The sequence below is a fragment of the Bacillus sp. FJAT-45037 genome (genome assembly GCF_002797325.1).
Taxonomy (GTDB): Bacteria; Bacillota; Bacilli; order Bacillales; family Bacillaceae_D; genus Alkalihalophilus.
In genome coordinates this window covers 414,755-433,566 of record NZ_KZ454938.1, presented here as the reverse complement: position 1 = coordinate 433,566, position 18,812 = coordinate 414,755, and the positions used below count along the sequence as shown (strand labels likewise).

Here is an 18,812-nt window from a genome sequence, read left to right as displayed (position 1 = left end):
CGAGACAACCTCTTCCCTTGTAAATAGTTACGATTTTGAGAATCGATCAATAATTAAGTTAATCGCCCCATCACCTGTTACGTTCGTTGCTGTTCCGAAGCTATCTTGCGCCATATATAACGCCATCATAAGACCAAGCGCCGCTTCAGTAAATCCAAGCATCGATGTTAATACCCCTAATGCAGCCATGATTGCTCCCCCAGGAACCCCAGGTGCAGCCACCATAATTAACCCAAGCATCAAAATAACAGGGAACATTCCAGATAGAGTAGGAGTCGCAAGTTCTGGAAGCATATACATCACAGCCACTGCACATGTAACGATCGTAATCACACTTCCTGACAAATGAATCGTCGCACTTAACGGTACTCCGAAGTTTGCAATGTTGTCTTTGACGTTATTGCTCTTCACTGCTTTTAAAGTGACAGGAATCGTCGCCGCACTACTCATTGTACCAATAGCTGTAAAGTATGCCGGTAGCATATTAATAAGTAAACGAATCGGATTCTCTCCCCTTAACGCACCTGCAATGGAGAATTGAATCAATAACCAAACGATGTGTAAAGAAATGACCAAAAGCAAAACGACAGCAAATACACTTAATGTTGCAAACACCGTTCCATCATAAGCCAATTCAGCAAAGATCCCCGCAATGTATAAAGGCAAGAAAGGAATAATAATTTTTGTAATAACAAGTTCAATGATATCTTTACCTTCATCAAGAATGCCTTTTACTTTTTCACTTCCTGTTTTCGAAACACCAATTCCAAAAACAAAGGCCATCACTAAGGCTGTGACTATACCCATTAACGGTTCAATTTCAAGGTCGATATAAGATGTTAAGCTGCCCGCATCCTCTGTGACCACATTCGTTGTGGCTACATTCGGAATAATGAGTACCGCCACAACGAAGGCAAGTAAGCCTGCAATGACGGTTGACGTATAGGCTAGTCCCACTGTACTTCCAACCAAACGACCCGACTGCTTCCCTAGTCCAGCGACCCCACTTGCGATAAAGAATAAAATAATAAATGGAATAATAAATCCAATGAAGCTCCCAAACACCTCTTTAAATGTGACAAATGCACGGACAAAATTTAGCGGTAAAATCAATCCAGCGATAATACCGAGAACAATTCCGATCACTAACTTCACTAATAATTTCATCTTTCTCCCCCTACGCGTGTCCTTTTAACATGCACAAATGTATATTCCTATTTTACATATCCTTCATTAAATTACAAGGGTTGTTTATATATTCAGAATAGTAAGTATTTATTCGGTTCATTCAAAACAAAAAAAACTAACCTCCGCCAAGATTAGCTTTCTTCTACGCCTATTTCTCATCCTTTATGTCCACAAAAAAGGATTGGTCTTCACGGATCGCACAATAAGATATTTTTTTAATATCTCGATACCCAATCTTGCGCATTTCTTGTCTTAGCCAAAGAGGTGTTTTATTGATTTTAGTCAGATGCTCCTCCTGTACTTTACCATCTAAAATAAGAGGCAATGGCATATTCGGTCCTTTCTGCTGCGGTTCTTTTGCTTTCTCAATAACCGATAATTTTCCAGAAGGCTCTAGAATGGCAAACTCAACATCTGAAAGTTTAGCTACTTTATTTTGCCTCAACTGCACAAGAAGATCATCGAAATTGTATCGTTGTTTGCGCATTTCGTGTTCATCAATTTTCCCCTCTTTAATTAACACCGAAGGCTCTCCATCTAGAAAATCACGTAACTTCTCACTTTTTAACGAAATAAATGCAAAGGTAATTTGAATGATAGACAACACGAAAATTGGAATAAGTGAATAGATTATCGGTCCCTGAAAATTCTCAATCGAAATGACGGCTAGTTCAGCAATCATGATCGATACGACAAAATCAAGAACAGACAACTGACCTATTTCACGTTTCCCCATTAAGCGCAAGACAAGGAGAATAATGACATACACTAAAAATGTCCGTAAAATGATTGTCATAAAATCCATCGCTCACGTCCTCCCGAGTTTCCGACTCTGTCTTTACTTTGTAGTATGCACAGAGGAGCGGAGCTGATGAGTTGAAGCTTTTGGAAAGAGCTACGTTTAAAAATAAATTAAGTATCTAAAATAAATATAGACACTCGATATAATAAACGAAATGAATGCAATCGGCAGCCCAACTTTTAGGAACTCTAGATAACTGAATGGTTGTTTTGCTTTCAGTGCCATCCCAGCAACAATCACATTTGCCGTTGCACCAATAATGGTCGCATTTCCACCTAAACACGCACCAAGTGCCAACGCCCACCAGAGTGGATCAAGATTCGTCATCCCATACTCTTGGAATTCTAAAATAACAGGAATCATTGCCGCTACAAACGGTATATTATCAACGAATCCTGATAATATACCAGAACCCCATAATATAAATAAGGCAGTTTTTGGCAAATCCCCATCTGTATAATATATAATCGCCTTAGCAAATTCATCAATAATGCCCACTTCTTTTAATCCACCGACAAGCATGAAAAGGCCAATAAAGAAAAATAAAGTGACCCATTCGACGGACTTGAATACTTCTTCCACATCTAACTCATCTTGGGTAATCAGCATCAGTAATAATGCCCCCACCATAGCTATGCTTGTCAATTCAATACCAAGCAAAGGTTGGAAAATAAAGGATAGTGTTGTCGCACAAAGAATCGTGACAGACTTTATTAATAAGGTCCGATCTTTAATAAATTCACGCGGATTCAGTCCTTTTAGTCTCATTTGATGCTCCGGTTTCACCGCTAATTGGTTACGATAATAAAATACTAAACCAATCATTACTAATATAAAAATAACGATAACAACTGGGCTTAAATGAATAAGAAAATCATTGAAATTCAGATGACTTACTGCCTGACCAATCATTAAATTGGGAGGATCTCCGATAAGTGTCGCTGTCCCACCAATGTTTGAAGCCATCACAATCGATAAAAGAAAAGGAACTGCATTTAACTTTAACAAAGAAGTCAGCGTGAAGATGATCGGCACAATCAGAAGCACAGTCGTGACATTGTTTAAAAAAGCTGACCCTACTGCTGTCAGTGTCGAAATCACAATCAATAACGGAATCGGTCGACCTTCCACCCACTTTGCCATTGACACCGCCACGTACTCAAAAAAGCCACTCTGACTAGTAATTGAGACAAGGATCATCATTGACAGCAATAACGTAATCGTATGCCAGTCAATATGTTGCAAAAAGGCCGCTTCTATTTGATACACACCGAACACAAGCATGAGCACACCGCCCAAGCAAGCAATGACGGCACGATTAAGCTTCTCTGTCATGATAAAGAAGTAACTGATCATAAAAATGGTTAACGCAAAGGTTACTGCCATGTTTGTACTCCTCTCGTCCACATTTCTACCATCTTATGACAAGCCCAATGCAAACATGTCCTTTATTCTGTCCATGCCTATCTTTCACGTCTATTTTATACAAGCCTGAATAAGCTGTAGTAAGGAATGTATTCCATTAAAAAGGGGAGTGATCTTTTGGCTTATCGCAATGTTTTTCCAGCTGTCTTTTTAGGATTAGGCGGAGTTTTACTCATTGCCCTATCCTTCAGCCTCATGACATCATTATTTCTAACGTTTACCTCGTACACAGAGGAATCGATCGGTTGGCTCATCACAACCGTCGCCTTTCTCGCCCTGTTCATTGGTGGATTCATGGCAGGAACAAAAGCAAAATCAAAAGGTATGATGGTCGGTGCCCTCACAGCTTTGCTCTTTTCCCTCGTCACTTTTTTGGTTCAATTCTTAGGGTATAACGAAGCTTTCACTAATGGACAATATATGTTCCATGGTTTGTACCTACTCGTTGCAGCTATAGGCGGGATCATCGGCGTCAATCTTTCAAGTCAATCAGAAAAGTAAAAAAGCACAGCCAAATGGCTGTGCTTTTTTGCTTTGTACGAACGATATAAAAAGAAGCGAAAGGATAACCTCTCGCCTTTTTACACTCAGTCTGGATTAACAACCTCACGCACCGCAGCACGATCTAATGTTAATTTACGATTTTCGTTTACAAGGATCGTCATGACATCTTCATCAATAGAATCGATGACGCCATGTAAACCTCCGATTGTGATGATTTTGTCACCACGTTGTAGGTTTGCATGCATGTCACGAATTGATTTCTGACGCTTCTGTTGTGGACGAATTAGTAAGAAATAAAAAATCGCAAACATTAAAATTAACGGTAATAATGTACCTAAAATCTCCATTCTCTTTTCCCCTCCTTTCATTAGTAAAATTGGACCAATGCTTGACTTTATGAGACATTTCCGCGCGAATCGTAGCTGTTACCGCGCGAGATTTCCTATGTTACGAGTGAATTGGCAGCATTTCCGCGCAAAACAGAGCAGTTTTCGCGCAAATACATCCAATAATTAGGAGGTTTAGTTGCTATGCTCTAGTTTTCCCGCATCCCAGATCAGTCGCCTACGCTTTTCTGGCTAGCTGCGGCTCCTTGGGCTTCGGGTAAAACCGGTGAATCGAACGAAGTCACAGAACGACTTCTTATCGCTCCCCCTAGTTTTCCCGCATCCCAGATCAGTCGCCTACGCTTTTCTTGGCTAGCTGCGGTGTCCAGCGGCTAGTAAAATTCCGTTCGCCTCGGTCGATAAGTCATCATCAGATCACTACGTTCTCTGTGATTCCTTTATCTCGGTCGCCGCACTCCATTTTATATGCCTCTAAACGGACTCCTCCGCTTTTCTTGGCTAGCTGCGGTGTCCAGCGGCTAGTAAAATTCCGTTCGCCTCGGTCGATAAGTCATCATCAGATCACTACGTTCTCTGTGATTCCTTTATCTCGGTCGCCGCACTCCATTTTATACGCCTCTAAACGGACTCCTCCGCTTTTCTTATTAAAAATTCTTTGCGTTTGGTTTGTTGAAGCCGTATTGTTCGCAGAATTCTTCTCTGAAGTCGAGCAGACGGTCTTCTCGAATTGCTTGTCTTACTTGTTCCATTAAGTTTAACAGGAAATGCAGGTTATGATAAGACGTTAATCTAAATCCGAATGTTTCATCGCATTTAATTAAATGACGGATGTATGCTCTTGAGTAATTTTTACATACATGACAGTCGCAGTTCTCATCTAGTGGACGGAAATCTCTTGCATATTTTGCATTACGGACAATTAAACGTCCTACGCTGGTCATACATGTCCCGTTTCTTGCAATACGTGTTGGGAGAACGCAGTCAAACATATCGATCCCGCGAATCGCACCGTCAATTAGTGAATCAGGGGCGCCAACACCCATTAGGTAACGTGGTTTGTCTTCTGGCAACCAAGGTGTTGTAAATTCTAGAACGCGATTCATTACATCCTTTGGTTCTCCTACAGATAAACCGCCAATTGCATAACCTGGGAAGTCCATTGAAACAAGGTCTTGTGCACTTTGCTTTCTTAACTCTTCATACTCTCCACCTTGAACAATCCCAAATAAGCCTTGGTCTTCTGGTCGTTGGTGGGCCAAGAGGCAACGTTCTGCCCAGCGAGTCGTACGCTCTACTGAATTTTTCATGTAGTCGTACTCTGCTGGATATGGTGGGCACTCATCGAAAGCCATCATAATGTCTGAACCTAGCGCATTTTGAATCTCCATCGCACCTTCTGGACTTAAGAACAACTTCTCCCCGCTTAAATGGTTACGGAAATGTACGCCCTCTTCTTTAATCTTACGTAAGTTACTTAAACTAAATACTTGAAATCCACCAGAATCGGTTAAAATTGGTCGATTCCAGTTCATAAATTTATGAAGACCACCAGCTTCTTTGACGATATCGTGTCCTGGTCGTAACCACAAATGATAGGTGTTACTTAAAATGATTTGAGCATTCATTCTCTCAAGGTCTTCAGGACTCATTGTTTTAACTGTTGCGAGAGTTCCTACAGGCATGAAGATTGGGGTTTCAAATGTACCATGAGGTGTGTGAACTTTCCCAAGTCTTGCTCCTGATTGCTTACATGTTTTGATGTGTTCGTAGGTGACTGCTGCCATAGCGTCCCATCCTCCTTGTTGCTTCCATTACTCTTTTAGCGAATAAACATCGCATCTCCAAAGCTAAAGAAGCGATAACGCTCACTCACAGCATGGTTGTATGCATTTAAAATGTTTTCTCTTCCTGCTAGTGCGCTCACGAGCATGACGAGAGTTGACTTCGGTAAATGGAAGTTCGTCAATAATCCGTTAATTCCTTTAAATGTGTAGCCTGGATAAATAAAGATTGATGTCCACCCAGACGCTTCACAAAACGTTTCATGTTCATTCATGATCGTCTCTAGTGTTCTTGCCGAAGTTGTCCCCACAGCAATCACATCGCCGCCGTTTTGTTTGACCTCGTTCAATAACCTAGCCGTTCCTTCACTCATTTGATAATATTCTGCATGCATTTCATGTTCTGCAATCGTATCAACACTAACAGGTCTAAACGTACCAAGCCCCACATGAAGTGTAATAAACGCAATATGCACCCCTTTATCTTGCAACGTTTGCAAAAGTTCTTCGGTAAAGTGCAATCCTGCTGTCGGTGCTGCGGCAGACCCTCTATTTTTAGCAAAAACGGTTTGATAGCGCTCCTGGTCTTCTAGCTGCACTTTAATATATGGAGGCAGAGGCATTTCACCGAGTTGATCAAGGACTTCATGAAGAATTCCTTTATAAGATAACTCAACTACACGCCCACCTTGATCGGTTTCCTCGACACATGTTGCTTTTAAAAGTCCATCACCAAAATTGATTACCGTACCAACTTTGACACGCTTAGCGGGCTTACAGAGCGTTTCCCACTTATCGCCTTCTAGTTGTTTTAACAGCAACAATTCAATCTTGGCCCCTGTTTCTTCTTTCACTCCAAGCAGCCTTGCCGGAAGGACTCTCGTATCATTTAAGACGAGACAGTCGCCTGGCTTTAAATGATCGGTGATTGAAGAGAAGACATCGTCTTTGATCGATCCATTCTCTTTATTTAATACAAGTAAACGAGACGCCGTTCGATCTAAGAGCGGCGTCTGAGCAATCAGTTCATCTGGTAAGAAAAAATCAAAATCACGTACATCCATGTTTGGTTCACCTTTTTCATTCTAATAAACGTACTATAATGGTTTCGTCCTAAGACATCTTTTCTAGAATACCGAACCTTTCTTTATTAAGCAAGTCATTTCACTTGATTGTTAGCGAAAACGACCAATCAAAAGTAAAAGTAAGGACACCACGATGCTAATGACAATTGATGTCATTAGCGGAAAATAAAACGTTGAGTTTTCTCTTTTAATTAGGATATCTCCTGGCAAACGTCCAATCGGTGTTTTTGAGATGATTGGCCATAACAATCCTACAATCACAATCAACACACCAACACCAATTAATATTTTTGACACTGAATTCATTTCGTTGGCTCCTCTAGGTTAAAATGCTGATAGCAAAGAGGTGTAACCATCCGACCACGCGGCGTTCGTTGTAGGAATCCAATTTGCAAGAGGTACGGTTCATAAACTTCTTCAATCGTATCGGATTCTTCTCCAATCGTAGCTGAAATGGTTTCAAGTCCTACAGGTCCACCTCGGAATTTCTCGATCATACCTATTAGTAATTTATGGTCAATATGATCCAGTCCTAGACGGTCGACTTGTAATTTTTCTAAAGCATCTTCAGCGACATCAACGGTTACTGCACCATCGCCCTTCACTTGAGCAAAATCACGCACTCGGCGAAGAAGTCGATTGGCAATACGAGGTGTTCCTCTTGAACGTTTCGCAATTTCCGTCGCCGCATCTTCTTCGAGCTTAGTATCAAACACTCCTGCTGTTCGCTTGACAATATAGGCGAGCTCAGCTTCCGTGTAGTATTCTAAACGGGCCATCACCCCAAAACGATCACGCAAAGGAGCAGAAAGCATTCCTGCTCGAGTCGTTGCACCAACTAATGTAAACGGAGGGAGATCAAGTCGAACGGATCTTGCTGTAGGTCCTTTGCCAATAACAATGTCTAAGCAGAAATCCTCCATCGCCGGATACAGCACTTCTTCAACCATGCGGTTTAAACGATGAATTTCATCAATAAACAATACATCTCCTGGTTCAAGCGAAGACAATATCGCAGCCAAGTCCCCCGGCCTCTCAATGGCAGGACCAGAGGTTGTTCGCATTTGAACACCCATTTCATTTGCAATAATCCCAGATAGTGTTGTTTTACCAAGTCCAGGAGGTCCATACAATAAGACATGATCCAAGCATTCTTCACGCATCTTTGCCGCTTCAATGAACACTTTAAGGTTCTGCTTTACTTTCTCCTGCCCAATGTATTGACTAAGCTCTGTCGGACGGACGGTTTGATCAATCGATTCCTCCATCCCTTGAGCCTCAGCAGAGACCATACGTTCTTCCATCTCGCTCACCCCCTAACTGTTAAATTTTAAGCATTAGTTGTAATGCTTTTTTAATATACGCATCTGTCTCTAACTGTTCTTCTTCGAGCGTAGGACGTACTTTTTTCAGTTCTCTTTCTACATATCCTAAAGCGCGTAACGCTTCTAGAGCCTCTTCTAGTTCTTCATTTTTAGATGGTCCACCGCCTCGCGTACTTTCCATTAACGAATTCGAGTCTGTTAATAAGCTTGGCACAAAGTCGTCTAATTTCCCTTTTAAATCAAGGATGATTTGCCTAGCTGTCTTCTTCCCCACCCCTGGAAACTTAACAAGTAAGGCTTCATCCTCTTCTTCAATCGCCCGAACGACGTGTTCTGGCTGACCAGAAGCAAGGATCGCTAAAGCGCCCTTTGGACCAATTCCGGAAACATTAAGGAGCTTTTCAAATAATGCCCGTTCGGATTTCGTTTCAAATCCAAATAAGCGAATCAAATCTTCTCTTACATGCTGATACGTATAAATCTTTATTTGAGTATCAAGCTGTCGTTGGAATCGATATGGATTCGGGCAATAAACTTGGTACCCAATTCCCTGAGTTTCAAGGACAACATATTGCGTTTCTATATCAACTAAAACTCCATTTATGTAATCAATCATGATTGAACTTCCTCTCTACATACGAACATTCATTTCTATTTTATCATAAATTCGTATGCTACGCGTAGCTTCGCTTCCTAGAAAAAAGCAAAAAACTGTCTACTTGTAGACAGTTTCTTTTCAATCTCCTTTAGTACTCTCCTACCTTATACTCGGCAATTACTTCGAGTACTTCTTCAAAATGCTCTTTATTTTCAACTGGTATCCCTTCAGCCAATTCCATATGTAGTTGGCTTTTTAGTTTTTTCGTGTCTATTTGGTAAAAGGACTGAATGATTTGTGCGTCTTGTGGAACACCTTCAAAAATAGATAATACGCCATGTTCTGTGATTCCAAAATATCCGTTTACTTTGAGGGCGGGCGAGATATCGTCTATTTCTTGTTCAAAAATAATCCCGTCTTCCGATTGAGTCACAAGCGTCCAATCATCAAACATTGCCCAAAAATCTTCCATCGCCCAAATCGTTTCTGTTGTCTGATCTTCTATTACTTCACCGTCTACATAAACATACCTACGCGTTACATCCATCACTGAAGGGCCAAGAACTTCAAAAGCATCGGTTTTTTCTTCCGTCCTTGCCTCTTCTTGGACATGACCTTTATTTGTCTGGATAACCAAGAGGATAAACGATAAGACAAGTACAAACAGCACCATGATGACAAGAGTGTTTCCTTTTTGCTTTTTAATTGCTTGAATCACTTTCATCATACCACCACCATTCAACATTTCATTTCTCGGACTGAGAATGAAAGATCTGTTATGAATCAGTTAAAACAAAAACTTCCATTTACGGATTCATTATCCCCTAAGGTGGGCGTATTCATTCATTAATAAAACCAGTTTTTTATAAAATACGTAAAAGTTAATGCCACTGCCAAGCTAAAAAAGGCAGAGCATCAGCGCTCTGCCTTCAACATAATATTAACGCGAACGTTCAAATGGTCGTGTAACAGCGTTGCCTAAATCATTTACCATGGTATTGAATGTTGAACCAACTTCATCAAAAGCTGCACCTGAACGTAATTGGTCATCCATTGTACGGATGCGACCAACAGCGTCTTTATCAGTTACAACACGAACATCTTTATTTTTCACGTGTTTTTGGACGTATTTTTCCACACGTTGTTGAACTTGCTCATAATCTCCATCCGCTTGAACGCCGACAACGACATCGTTTTCATGTACAATGACACGACAATCGTCAACACCTTCAATATCATCGACACGGTTGGCTAACTTTTGAGCTGTTTGACCGTCATAATTCTTGTGGTAGTTCGCTGTTGTTGTACGCTGACCCGTTAATTGTTCAGCCCCACGTTTTGCAGCTCCCATTCCACGGTAAGCTCCACGCTCCATCGTCCCGAGACTTTTTTGCGCTCCACGTTCCATTGTATTTGCACCACGCTCTGTCATACCGTAGCTTGATGAACGATTTTTCGTAAGGTCTGTCGTTCTTCTTGCTCGGAAGTCCATAGCTCCTTGACGGTTTTGTGTACCATAACGCGTATTGTCATGGCCACGTAATAACCCATCTTCATCCACCATCCCAGGACGATCATTACCCGTTACGCCTGAGCGTCCCATTCCAGGTCTCATCTGGTTGGCTCGATATCCATCTCTACCTGCAGATTGATATCCTTTTTCCCCACGTACTTGGTAGTTGTTGTAATTTGTACGCGTTTTTTGACCTGCTTGTTGGTCGAGCCTTCCATATGTGCCACCTCGCGAATCAGGTGTCATCATATCTGTTACAGGGCCTTGTCCACCATAACGAGAACTTGTGTAAGCCCCGCTCATATCTTGTGACTCAAACCCCGTCTGTTGATAACTATTACTCATGTTTCTTGCTTGGTTATCGGTACCACAAGCTGTCATGCTGCCCAGAATCATTGTAGCAGCTGCCACAGTCAATGCGATTTTCTTCATAGTTGAATTCCCCCTTTCAATCATTAATGTGGCTTGAATGATCAAAGTTTAGTCTGTTAGTTACTGGAGGGTTTTCAATTAAATTTCTCAAAAAATAAGAGCAGCCAAATTATAGGCTGCTCGCTACTCATTAATCTTCGTAATCGTTTGTTTCACGGTATTGATTCAAATGTTGCAATTGCTCGTAATCGTGAGAGGACATCATCTGATTGTTCATTCCTTGCATCATCTGTTGATTAGGTTGCCCCATCATTTGCATTTGTTGATTGCTTTGAGCCATTGGTTGATTCGCTTGCTGTGGCATGAAGCTTGGTCCCATATTTGAATGTGCTTGCGGCATCATATTTGGACCCATGTTTGCTTGTGGCATAAAATTAGGTCCCATGTTTGCTTGTGCTTGTGGCATCATATTTGGTTGCATCATTGGTGCCATGTTTGCTTGCGCCTGATAATCATAGTCTTGATCCCAGTCCCATTGCGGCATCGGCTGTGGAAATGCTTGCCCTTGGAAACCTGAACCGCAATTTGCACACCCTGGCATTACTGGACTAATTGGCGTCCAACAATTGTCCATTGATTGATAAGGTGCCATTTGTTGAGGCATCATATTCGGTTGCATCTGTCCCATCATATGTTGCATTGGATACATATTGGCCATTGGCATCATATTTGGCTCCATATTCGCTTGTGCTTGTGGCATCATGTTTGCTCCCATGTTTGCTTGCGCTTGTGGCATCATATTTGGCCCCATATTCGCTTGTGCTTGTGGCATCATGTTTGGTCCCATATTCGCTTGCGCTTGCGGCATCATGTTTGGTCCCATATTCGATTGCGCTTGCGGCATCATGTTTGGTCCCATATTCGATTGCGCTTGCGGCATCATGTTTGGTCCCTTATTCGCTTGTGCTTGTGGCATCATGTTAGCTCCCGTCTTTTGTTGTGCCTTCGACATCACATTCGCTCCCGTCTTTTGTTGTGCTTGCGGCATCAAATTTGGTGCCGACTTTTGCTGCGCTTGAAGTTTTACATTCGGTGCTGATTTTTGCTGCGCTTGCGGCTTTATATTTGGTGCTGGTTTCTGTTGTGCTTGTGGTTTTATATTTGGCGCTGGCTTTTGCTGCGCTTGCGGTTTTATATTTGGTGCTGGTTTCTGTTGTGCTTGTGGTTTTATATTTGGTGCTGGCTTTTGTTGCGCTTGCGGTTTTATATTTGGTGCTGGCTTTTGTTGCGCTTGCGGTTTTATATTTGGTGCTGGCTTTTGTTGCGCTTGCGGTTTTATATTTGGTGCTGGCTTTTGTTGCGCTTGCGGTTTTACATTCGGTGCTGGCTTTTGTTGCGCTTGCGGTTTCGCATTCGGCGCTGGTTTTTGCTGTGCTTGTGGTTTTGATACTGGTTTTTGTTGTGGCTTAACTGGTGGTTTCTTTACTTCAGGCATCTTTTGCACACTAGGTTTTGGCGCTGGTTGCTGTGGTTTATAGAAGAACATATTCATATTCGTTTCATATTTCTTTGCTGGTGCTGGTTTTGGTGTTTGTTGGATTGATGGTTGCGGCATTTTGGGCATTTCCATCTTCGGCATCTGCATTTGAATCTGTGGTGTAGGTGCTGGTGGCATTGGTGCCTCTTTTTTCGGCATTTCTTTTGATGCCATTTGCATTTCTTTAGTCGACTGCTGTTGAATCATCGTTTCATTTTTCACTGGTACACTGCCTGATGGAATTTTGATCTTCATTCCAGGCATGATCATATCTGGATTGGATAACTGCGTGTTTGCTGCTGTTAATTGTCCAAAGTCAACTCCGTACTTCTTTGACAATTTCCAAAGCGTATCCCCTTTTTGTACAATGTGAATTTTCACGTTCTTTCTCCCTCCTCTAACCATTCGTTACATCGTATGCCGATGTAGGCGTATTGACACTACTATTCGTCCAATGGCTGTATGAAAAAAACATACTACCATGAAATCAAAAGGGTTCTAGCACAATGTATGATGCCAAAAATAGGTTTATGCCTACTGAACCTGTATCATTAGTGGTACATATTACGACATAAGATATCCGTGGTATACTATGCACATGTGAAAATATGTTCCAAAGAAAAGGGGCAGTGTAAGATATGTCAGATAAAAAAATATACGGCGAGAACCGTCGAAATCAAATCATTCATTGGCTAAAAGAAAGTGCTAGTCCTTTAACAGGTAAGGAACTTGCTCAACGCTCTAACGTAAGTCGCCAAGTCATCGTTCAAGACATGTCGATCTTAAAAGCTAAAAACCACCCCATTATCGCAACATCCAATGGTTATTTATATTTTCAAAACGGTGAAAAACCAAAACACCGTCAAATGATTGCTGTTAAACACACAGCCAATGAGACAGACGACGAGCTTCGAACACTCGTTGACTTTGGCGTAACGGTTGTCGACGTTACCGTAGAGCACGCATTATACGGGGAAATCACTGCCTCTCTTCATGTATCAACAAGGCAAGATGTACATCAATTCATTGAAAAGTTAGCAGCAACAAAAGCCAATTTGTTACTTGAATTAACTGACGGCGTTCACCTTCATACGATCGAAGCGGAAAATGAAAACCAATTGAACGAAGCAATCAGTGCGTTAAAAGCAAAAGGATATCTACTTGAAGACTAAAAAAGTCAGCCCCATTTAACATGACGGGCTGACTTTTTTAGTCTTCAGTTGTTGGTATGAAAAACATGGGTAACTCCCTAAAATCTCGACTCCACATCCTAATGCTTCAAGCTCCGACTTCACGCCTGGAATTAATACATCATCGGCTAATTGATCAACATCTATTAAAAAGAAGTAATTGCCTAGTCCAGTTTTTGTTGGCCTTGATTCAATCTTGGATAAATTAAGCTTTCTCCAAGCAAACGCAGACAGCACCTGATGAAGCGCACCTGAGAAATCTGCAGGTAGTGTGATCATGAACGTTGTTTTAAAACTATTGTGATTTATCGTCGGGTTTTTGAATGTTTCGACGCCATTAGCTAAGACAACAAAGCGGGTATGGTTATTGTTGTAATCATGGATGTTGTGATGAACAACGGATAATCCGTAAACCTCAGCCGCTAATTCGTTGGCTATTGCTGCAATTGGTTCATCTTTCATCGTCGCAACAAACTTTGCTGCTTCCCCTGTTGAATTCATGTAATCTGTATCCACATCCGAATACTCTTTACTCAAAAAATCATGGCACTGAGCAATCGCATGGGGGTGAGAGATGATTCGCGTTGGTTTTTTAAGTTGCCTCACTTGGTCTGGGTGCATCATAAATTGTTGTGAAATCGGAATGGTAATTGTTCCGACGATCGGTAGTCTTTGTTTATGTATTAAGTAATCGATCGTTAAATTTACTGAACCCTCAATCGTATTCTCGATAGGCACGATCGCCACATCACTATGCTTTTGTGCTACACCATCTATACAAGCCGGAATGGTCTTGTATGGAATTCGCTCGCTGTTAGGAAATAGTGCTTTTGTAGCCATTTCCGTGAATGTACCGACCGGACCTAAATAGCTTACCTTCATCTTCTCACTCCTTATTAGAAACCCGAGCCGACAAGTTCGACTTTCTCAACGGATTCAATCTTTTCAACTCGATCGATCAACTCATCAATATCTAGTTTCATTGGTGCCGTATCAATCGAGAGGGTGATGTTCGCTCTTCCTCGCAACGGAATAGTCTGGTTGATCGTTAGAACGTTCGCTCCTGATAAGGCAACGTTTGATAATAGCTGCGACAACGTTCCTGCTCGATCGACTAAATTAATCGACAAAGTAATAATTTTTTCTTTGACCATCGTATTAAAGGGGAAAATCCCCTCTTTATATTTATAAAACGCACTACGACTAAGTCCTACCGTTGTAACAGCTTCATTGATTTTCTTGATTTTCCCTGAATCTAACAATGCTTTTGCATCTAGTGTTTTTTGCATCGCATCTGTTAGCATATCTTCACGTACTAAATAAAATTGCTTCCGAGACATACTCTCCACCACCGTCATTAAAATCTTCTCCCTATTATAATAAGCCATTCTACGTTTTGACAACCGTTTTCTGACATTTTGTCCATTCACAAAGAAAAACTGTCCCTTTCAAAGAGACAGTTTTTCATTTAATCCTATGCAATTAATCGATAAATTCAAACTCATATTTGAGAAGACGAATCATATCGCCATCTTTAGCACCACGTTCACGTAAGGCATCATCTACACCCATATGACGTAACGTTCTTGCGAAACGACGAATCGATTCTTCATGTGTAAAGTCCGTCATCTTCGTTAAACGTTCAATCTCTGCTCCTGAGATCACGAATGTGCCACTGTCATCACGACTAATGATGAATGGTAATTCTTTCTTCTCATGCTTATAAAGAACACGAGTAGAATCTTCTTGCTCTTCGTGAAGTGGAAACTCAGGTGTTCCTTCAATGCGATCAACAATCGTAAGGAGCAAGTCACGAATCCCTTCTCTTGTAATTGTTGAGATTGGGAATAATTCAACATCATCACCCAATTTCTCTTTAAATGCCTTCAGGTTTTCAGCTGAGTCAGGCATGTCCATCTTATTAGCTACCACCAATTGTGGACGCTCAAGAAGACGCATATTGTATTGCTTCAACTCTTCATTAATTTTTAGGTAATCGTCATATGGATCGCGGCCTTCTAATGCAGACATATCAATCATGTGAACAATAACACGTGTTCTCTCGATGTGACGCAAGAATTGGTGACCAAGACCGACACCTTGGTGAGCTCCTTCAATTAATCCAGGTAAGTCAGCCATAACGAAGCTACGGTGATCTTCCGTTTCAACCATACCTAAATTCGGTGTAATCGTTGTAAAGTGATAATCGGCAATCTTCGGCTTAGCTGCAGAAACAACAGAAAGCAATGTTGATTTTCCAACACTCGGGAAACCAACTAGCCCGACATCTGCAAGAACTTTAAGCTCAAGGACAACATCACGCTCTTGACCAGGTTCTCCGTTCTCAGCAATCTCAGGAGCTGGGTTTACTGATGTCGCAAAGCGCGTATTCCCACGACCTCCGCGTCCACCTTTAGCAATCGCCGCTTTTTGACCATGCTCGGTTAAATCAGCGATAATCTGACCCGTCTCGGCGTCAAATACCGTTGTACCAGGCGGAACCTTCACAACCATATCATTAGAATTTCTACCGTGTTGACTTTTCGAGCGACCGTGTTCTCCACGCGGCGCTTTAAAATGACGTTGGTAACGGAAATCCATAAGTGTGCGTAAGCCTTCTTCCACTTCAAACACAACACTTGCTCCGCTTCCACCATCTCCACCAGCTGGTCCACCATCTGGTACATATTTCTCACGACGGTAAGCAACCATCCCGTTTCCACCGTCGCCACCTTTAACATACACTTTCACTTTATCCACAAACATGTATTTTCACCTCAGTTTAGTGTGAACGTCGATTGGAGAACACATTCATGTTCATTCCACTCCATTACGCTCACAATCGGCACCAATTCACTAAGTATTGATGTCCATTCCTCTTTTTTCATTTGTAATGTTCCTTGATAGTCAAACGTAATTTGACATTGATCCTCTTTGCTATGATTAGCAAATAAAAAGGTTACGAGAAGATGATTTTCAGAACTGCTTGAACTAGAATCTGCCAATTTCTCAATGATTTCTTGGCTAAGTTTAATTAGATTGTCTTCATGGACTGAAAGGGGCATGGTCTCACCAATCACATCAACGTCGACCTTCATACTGGTACATAACCAATTGTAGGTAAGCAGATAAGTTGCCACCTTTGGTACATTAAGCATCGTGAGTTTGCTTTCGTTGATCGATTGATTGGTCACATCTTCAATAATCTGTTCGATTTTGTCATAGCGTTTTAAGGCTAAGTTCCCTTTAATCAATTGCATAACATTCAGCCAATCATGGCGAGTATGACGTAGTGCATCTAAGATCTCCCATTGTTTTGTCATCTCGACTCTCCTCGTTATATCTATATTCAATTAACTTACTATCCAATCGCTCAAGTACATCCAAGTAGATTACAACGCTTAGTTTACCACAAAATTATAGAATGATGGAAATGGATCAAAAAATCAACTAAATTCTTTTTAATTGAGTTTTCTTATATATTACTCATGAATTCAAAAAAAACGATTGACACTTTCTCTCATTCTACATATACTGAAAACACCTAAAACCAACTAAGTTGATATGTTTTATAAAATATTAAGTTATTAAAAGTAAGAAGGGAGCACATCATGGCTGGAGTATCAATCCAACACGTAGGAAAAACCTTTCATAATAAGCAGGAGAATACATCTTACAACGTTTTTGATGAGATCGATTTGAACGTCTCACCTGGTGAATTCGTTTCTTTACTCGGACCCTCTGGATGCGGGAAATCAACCTTATTAAATATTGTTGCAGGCCTTGAAACAGCCTCTACAGGAGAAGTATTCGTTGGCGATAAAGCAGTAAAAGGTCCAGGTGCTGATCGAGGCGTTGTCTTTCAAGAAGCTGCCCTCATGCCTTGGTTAACCGTCTTAGAGAATGTAACATTCGGTCTAAAAAAGCAATACAGTAAGCAAGAAGCAAGAGAGAGAGCGATTACCTATTTAAAACTCGTTCATTTAAGTAAGTTTATTGACTCCTATCCTCACGAATTATCTGGCGGGATGAAGCAGCGTGTCGCGATCGCTCGGGCCCTTGCGATGGACCCTGATGTTTTATTAATGGATGAACCATTCGGAGCGTTAGATGAACAGACACGTTCCATGCTTCATAAAGAAGTTCAATACATCTGGCAAGAAACTAGAAAAACGATTTTATTTGTTACTCATAACATTCGCGAATCAATTCTTTTATCTGATCGGATCGTACTTATGGGAACTCGCCCAGGTGGAATTATTCATATTTTTGATGTAAACCTTCCTCGTCCGAGAAAACCATCATCAAAAGAATTTGCTGAATTAGAAGAGCAAATCAATGCACAACTAGCTGGAGAAATTGAAAAAGTGATGAAGGAGGAAATGGGTGATGATTATAATAGTCAGAAGGCTACTCTTCTTTATAGCTCTCATCGGGATATGGGAGATCATATATAGAATCGACTTGTTTCAAACCCGCATGTTTCCTTCCCCTCTCCTCTCCTTTGTAGAGTTATATCGAGGGTTCTTTGAAACAGGCATACTAACTTCAGCACTAACTACAAGTCTTGGTCGAATATCTGTGGGATTCATTCTTGCTGTGTTGATTGGAGCGGTTCTAGGAATCATTCTTGCTACTTCAAAACTAGCTGACGAAACCTTAGGGTCCCTCGTCGTCGCACTTCAATCAGTACCGAGTATCGTTTGGCTCCCACTGGCACTCGTTATGTTCCAAGGTGGCCCAATGGCGATCTTGTTCGTCATTATTTTAGGTGGTACGTGGCCGATGACGATGAATATGCGTATGGGTATCAAAAATGTTCAGCCCTTACTCATTCGCGCAGCACGAACAATGGGCTATAAAGGCATTGAACTGATCTGGAAAGTATTAATTCCAGCCTCTATCCCTTCTGCGCTTACTGGTGTCAGACTTGCTTGGGCTTTTGGCTGGCGTGCACTGATGGCTGCAGAACTTCTCGGTCGTGGGGGACTCGGTCGTACACTGCTAGATGCACGAGATTTCTTTAATATGGAACTAGTCATTGCAATCATGATTATTATTGCTGTGATCGGCTTAATTGTAGAATATCTAATCTTTAATCCAATCGAGAGAAAAGTATTACAAAGATGGGGTTATGCAAAATAA

20 protein-coding genes are annotated in these 18,812 nt (G+C 41.4%); 4 read left to right on the top strand and 16 right to left on the bottom strand.

What is annotated here, in order from left to right; genetic code table 11:
- Window positions 1-27 precede the first annotated feature (27 nt).
- From CDZ88_RS02110 to CDZ88_RS02100, 3 genes are all read right to left on the bottom strand, one after another.
- Window positions 28-1,167: a dicarboxylate/amino acid:cation symporter gene (locus tag CDZ88_RS02110; protein WP_100371973.1), complete on the bottom strand. Its 1,140-nt coding sequence runs from the start codon at window positions 1,165-1,167 to the stop codon at window positions 28-30.
- A gap of 169 nt (window positions 1,168-1,336) precedes the next feature.
- Entirely contained in the window at window positions 1,337-1,993 is a 657-nt protein-coding gene (locus CDZ88_RS02105; protein ID WP_100371972.1) for a DUF421 domain-containing protein, read from the bottom strand.
- Window positions 1,994-2,089: 96 nt separating this feature from the next.
- Window positions 2,090-3,376 (bottom strand): ArsB/NhaD family transporter, encoded by a 1,287-nt coding sequence (locus tag CDZ88_RS02100; protein WP_100371971.1) that lies wholly within the window; start codon window positions 3,374-3,376, stop codon window positions 2,090-2,092.
- Between the two features lie 156 nt (window positions 3,377-3,532).
- Between CDZ88_RS02100 and CDZ88_RS02095 the strand changes: the two genes are divergently transcribed.
- Window positions 3,533-3,916, top strand: a complete 384-nt coding sequence (locus tag CDZ88_RS02095; RefSeq protein WP_100371970.1) for a TIGR04086 family membrane protein — start codon at window positions 3,533-3,535, stop codon at window positions 3,914-3,916.
- Window positions 3,917-4,002: 86 nt separating this feature from the next.
- On the opposite strand, the gene yajC is transcribed toward CDZ88_RS02095, so the two are convergent.
- The 9 genes from yajC to safA all read right to left on the bottom strand — a co-directional run bounded on the left by yajC (window position 4,003) and on the right by safA (window position 12,858).
- Window positions 4,003-4,266, bottom strand: coding sequence for a preprotein translocase subunit YajC (gene yajC, locus CDZ88_RS02090; protein ID WP_100371969.1), 264 nt, complete (start codon window positions 4,264-4,266; stop codon window positions 4,003-4,005).
- A 644-nt stretch (window positions 4,267-4,910) separates the two neighbouring features.
- A complete protein-coding gene (gene tgt / locus CDZ88_RS02085; RefSeq protein WP_100371968.1) occupies window positions 4,911-6,050 on the bottom strand; it encodes a tRNA guanosine(34) transglycosylase Tgt in 1,140 nt (379 codons plus the stop codon).
- 35 nt (window positions 6,051-6,085) lie between these two features.
- Window positions 6,086-7,111 carry a tRNA preQ1(34) S-adenosylmethionine ribosyltransferase-isomerase QueA gene (gene queA / locus CDZ88_RS02080; protein WP_100371967.1) on the bottom strand — a complete coding sequence of 342 codons (1,026 nt, stop codon included), beginning with the start codon at window positions 7,109-7,111 and terminating at the stop codon, window positions 6,086-6,088.
- A gap of 111 nt (window positions 7,112-7,222) precedes the next feature.
- Window positions 7,223-7,438, bottom strand: coding sequence for a DUF2905 domain-containing protein (locus CDZ88_RS02075; RefSeq protein ID WP_100371966.1), 216 nt, complete (start codon window positions 7,436-7,438; stop codon window positions 7,223-7,225).
- On the bottom strand, window positions 7,435-8,436 hold the full coding sequence (gene ruvB / locus CDZ88_RS02070; RefSeq protein ID WP_100371965.1) for a Holliday junction branch migration DNA helicase RuvB: 1,002 nt from the start codon (window positions 8,434-8,436) through the stop codon (window positions 7,435-7,437). Before ruvB ends, CDZ88_RS02075 begins: the two co-directional genes overlap by 4 nt.
- Window positions 8,437-8,455: 19 nt before the next feature.
- The gene (gene ruvA / locus CDZ88_RS02065; protein ID WP_100371964.1) at window positions 8,456-9,073 is read right to left on the bottom strand and encodes a Holliday junction branch migration protein RuvA; all 618 of its coding nucleotides are present in this window, start codon (window positions 9,071-9,073) and stop codon (window positions 8,456-8,458) included.
- A gap of 130 nt (window positions 9,074-9,203) precedes the next feature.
- A complete protein-coding gene (locus tag CDZ88_RS02060; protein ID WP_100371963.1) occupies window positions 9,204-9,779 on the bottom strand; it encodes a BofC C-terminal domain-containing protein in 576 nt (191 codons plus the stop codon).
- A gap of 216 nt (window positions 9,780-9,995) precedes the next feature.
- Window positions 9,996-11,000 carry a YhcN/YlaJ family sporulation lipoprotein gene (locus tag CDZ88_RS02055; protein ID WP_157796435.1) on the bottom strand — a complete coding sequence of 335 codons (1,005 nt, stop codon included), beginning with the start codon at window positions 10,998-11,000 and terminating at the stop codon, window positions 9,996-9,998.
- 130 nt (window positions 11,001-11,130) lie between these two features.
- Complete coding sequence (gene safA, locus CDZ88_RS02050) at window positions 11,131-12,858, bottom strand: SafA/ExsA family spore coat assembly protein (protein WP_198507807.1); 1,728 nt, start codon at window positions 12,856-12,858, stop codon at window positions 11,131-11,133.
- A gap of 257 nt (window positions 12,859-13,115) precedes the next feature.
- Here safA and CDZ88_RS02045 point away from each other — a divergent pair, with 257 nt between their 5' ends.
- Window positions 13,116-13,649: a transcription repressor NadR gene (locus CDZ88_RS02045; protein WP_100371960.1), complete on the top strand. Its 534-nt coding sequence runs from the start codon at window positions 13,116-13,118 to the stop codon at window positions 13,647-13,649.
- 15 nt (window positions 13,650-13,664) lie between these two features.
- Here the strand turns inward: CDZ88_RS02045 and pheA are convergent, their stop codons facing one another.
- The 4 genes from pheA to CDZ88_RS02025 form a co-directional block, all read right to left on the bottom strand.
- Window positions 13,665-14,549, bottom strand: a complete 885-nt coding sequence (gene pheA, locus CDZ88_RS02040; protein WP_100371959.1) for a prephenate dehydratase — start codon at window positions 14,547-14,549, stop codon at window positions 13,665-13,667.
- A gap of 14 nt (window positions 14,550-14,563) precedes the next feature.
- The gene (locus tag CDZ88_RS02035; RefSeq protein WP_100374564.1) at window positions 14,564-15,007 is read right to left on the bottom strand and encodes an ACT domain-containing protein; all 444 of its coding nucleotides are present in this window, start codon (window positions 15,005-15,007) and stop codon (window positions 14,564-14,566) included.
- A 142-nt stretch (window positions 15,008-15,149) separates the two neighbouring features.
- Window positions 15,150-16,433, bottom strand: a complete 1,284-nt coding sequence (gene obgE, locus CDZ88_RS02030; protein ID WP_100371958.1) for a GTPase ObgE — start codon at window positions 16,431-16,433, stop codon at window positions 15,150-15,152.
- A gap of 11 nt (window positions 16,434-16,444) precedes the next feature.
- Window positions 16,445-16,990: a Spo0B C-terminal domain-containing protein gene (locus CDZ88_RS02025; RefSeq protein ID WP_100371957.1), complete on the bottom strand. Its 546-nt coding sequence runs from the start codon at window positions 16,988-16,990 to the stop codon at window positions 16,445-16,447.
- A gap of 288 nt (window positions 16,991-17,278) precedes the next feature.
- On the opposite strand from CDZ88_RS02025, the gene CDZ88_RS02020 reads away from it, so the two are divergent.
- Both CDZ88_RS02020 and CDZ88_RS02015 read left to right on the top strand, forming a co-directional pair.
- Window positions 17,279-18,124, top strand: coding sequence for an ABC transporter ATP-binding protein (locus tag CDZ88_RS02020; protein WP_100371956.1), 846 nt, complete (start codon window positions 17,279-17,281; stop codon window positions 18,122-18,124).
- A complete protein-coding gene (locus CDZ88_RS02015; RefSeq protein ID WP_100371955.1) occupies window positions 18,057-18,812 on the top strand; it encodes an ABC transporter permease in 756 nt (251 codons plus the stop codon). Before CDZ88_RS02020 ends, CDZ88_RS02015 begins: the two co-directional genes overlap by 68 nt.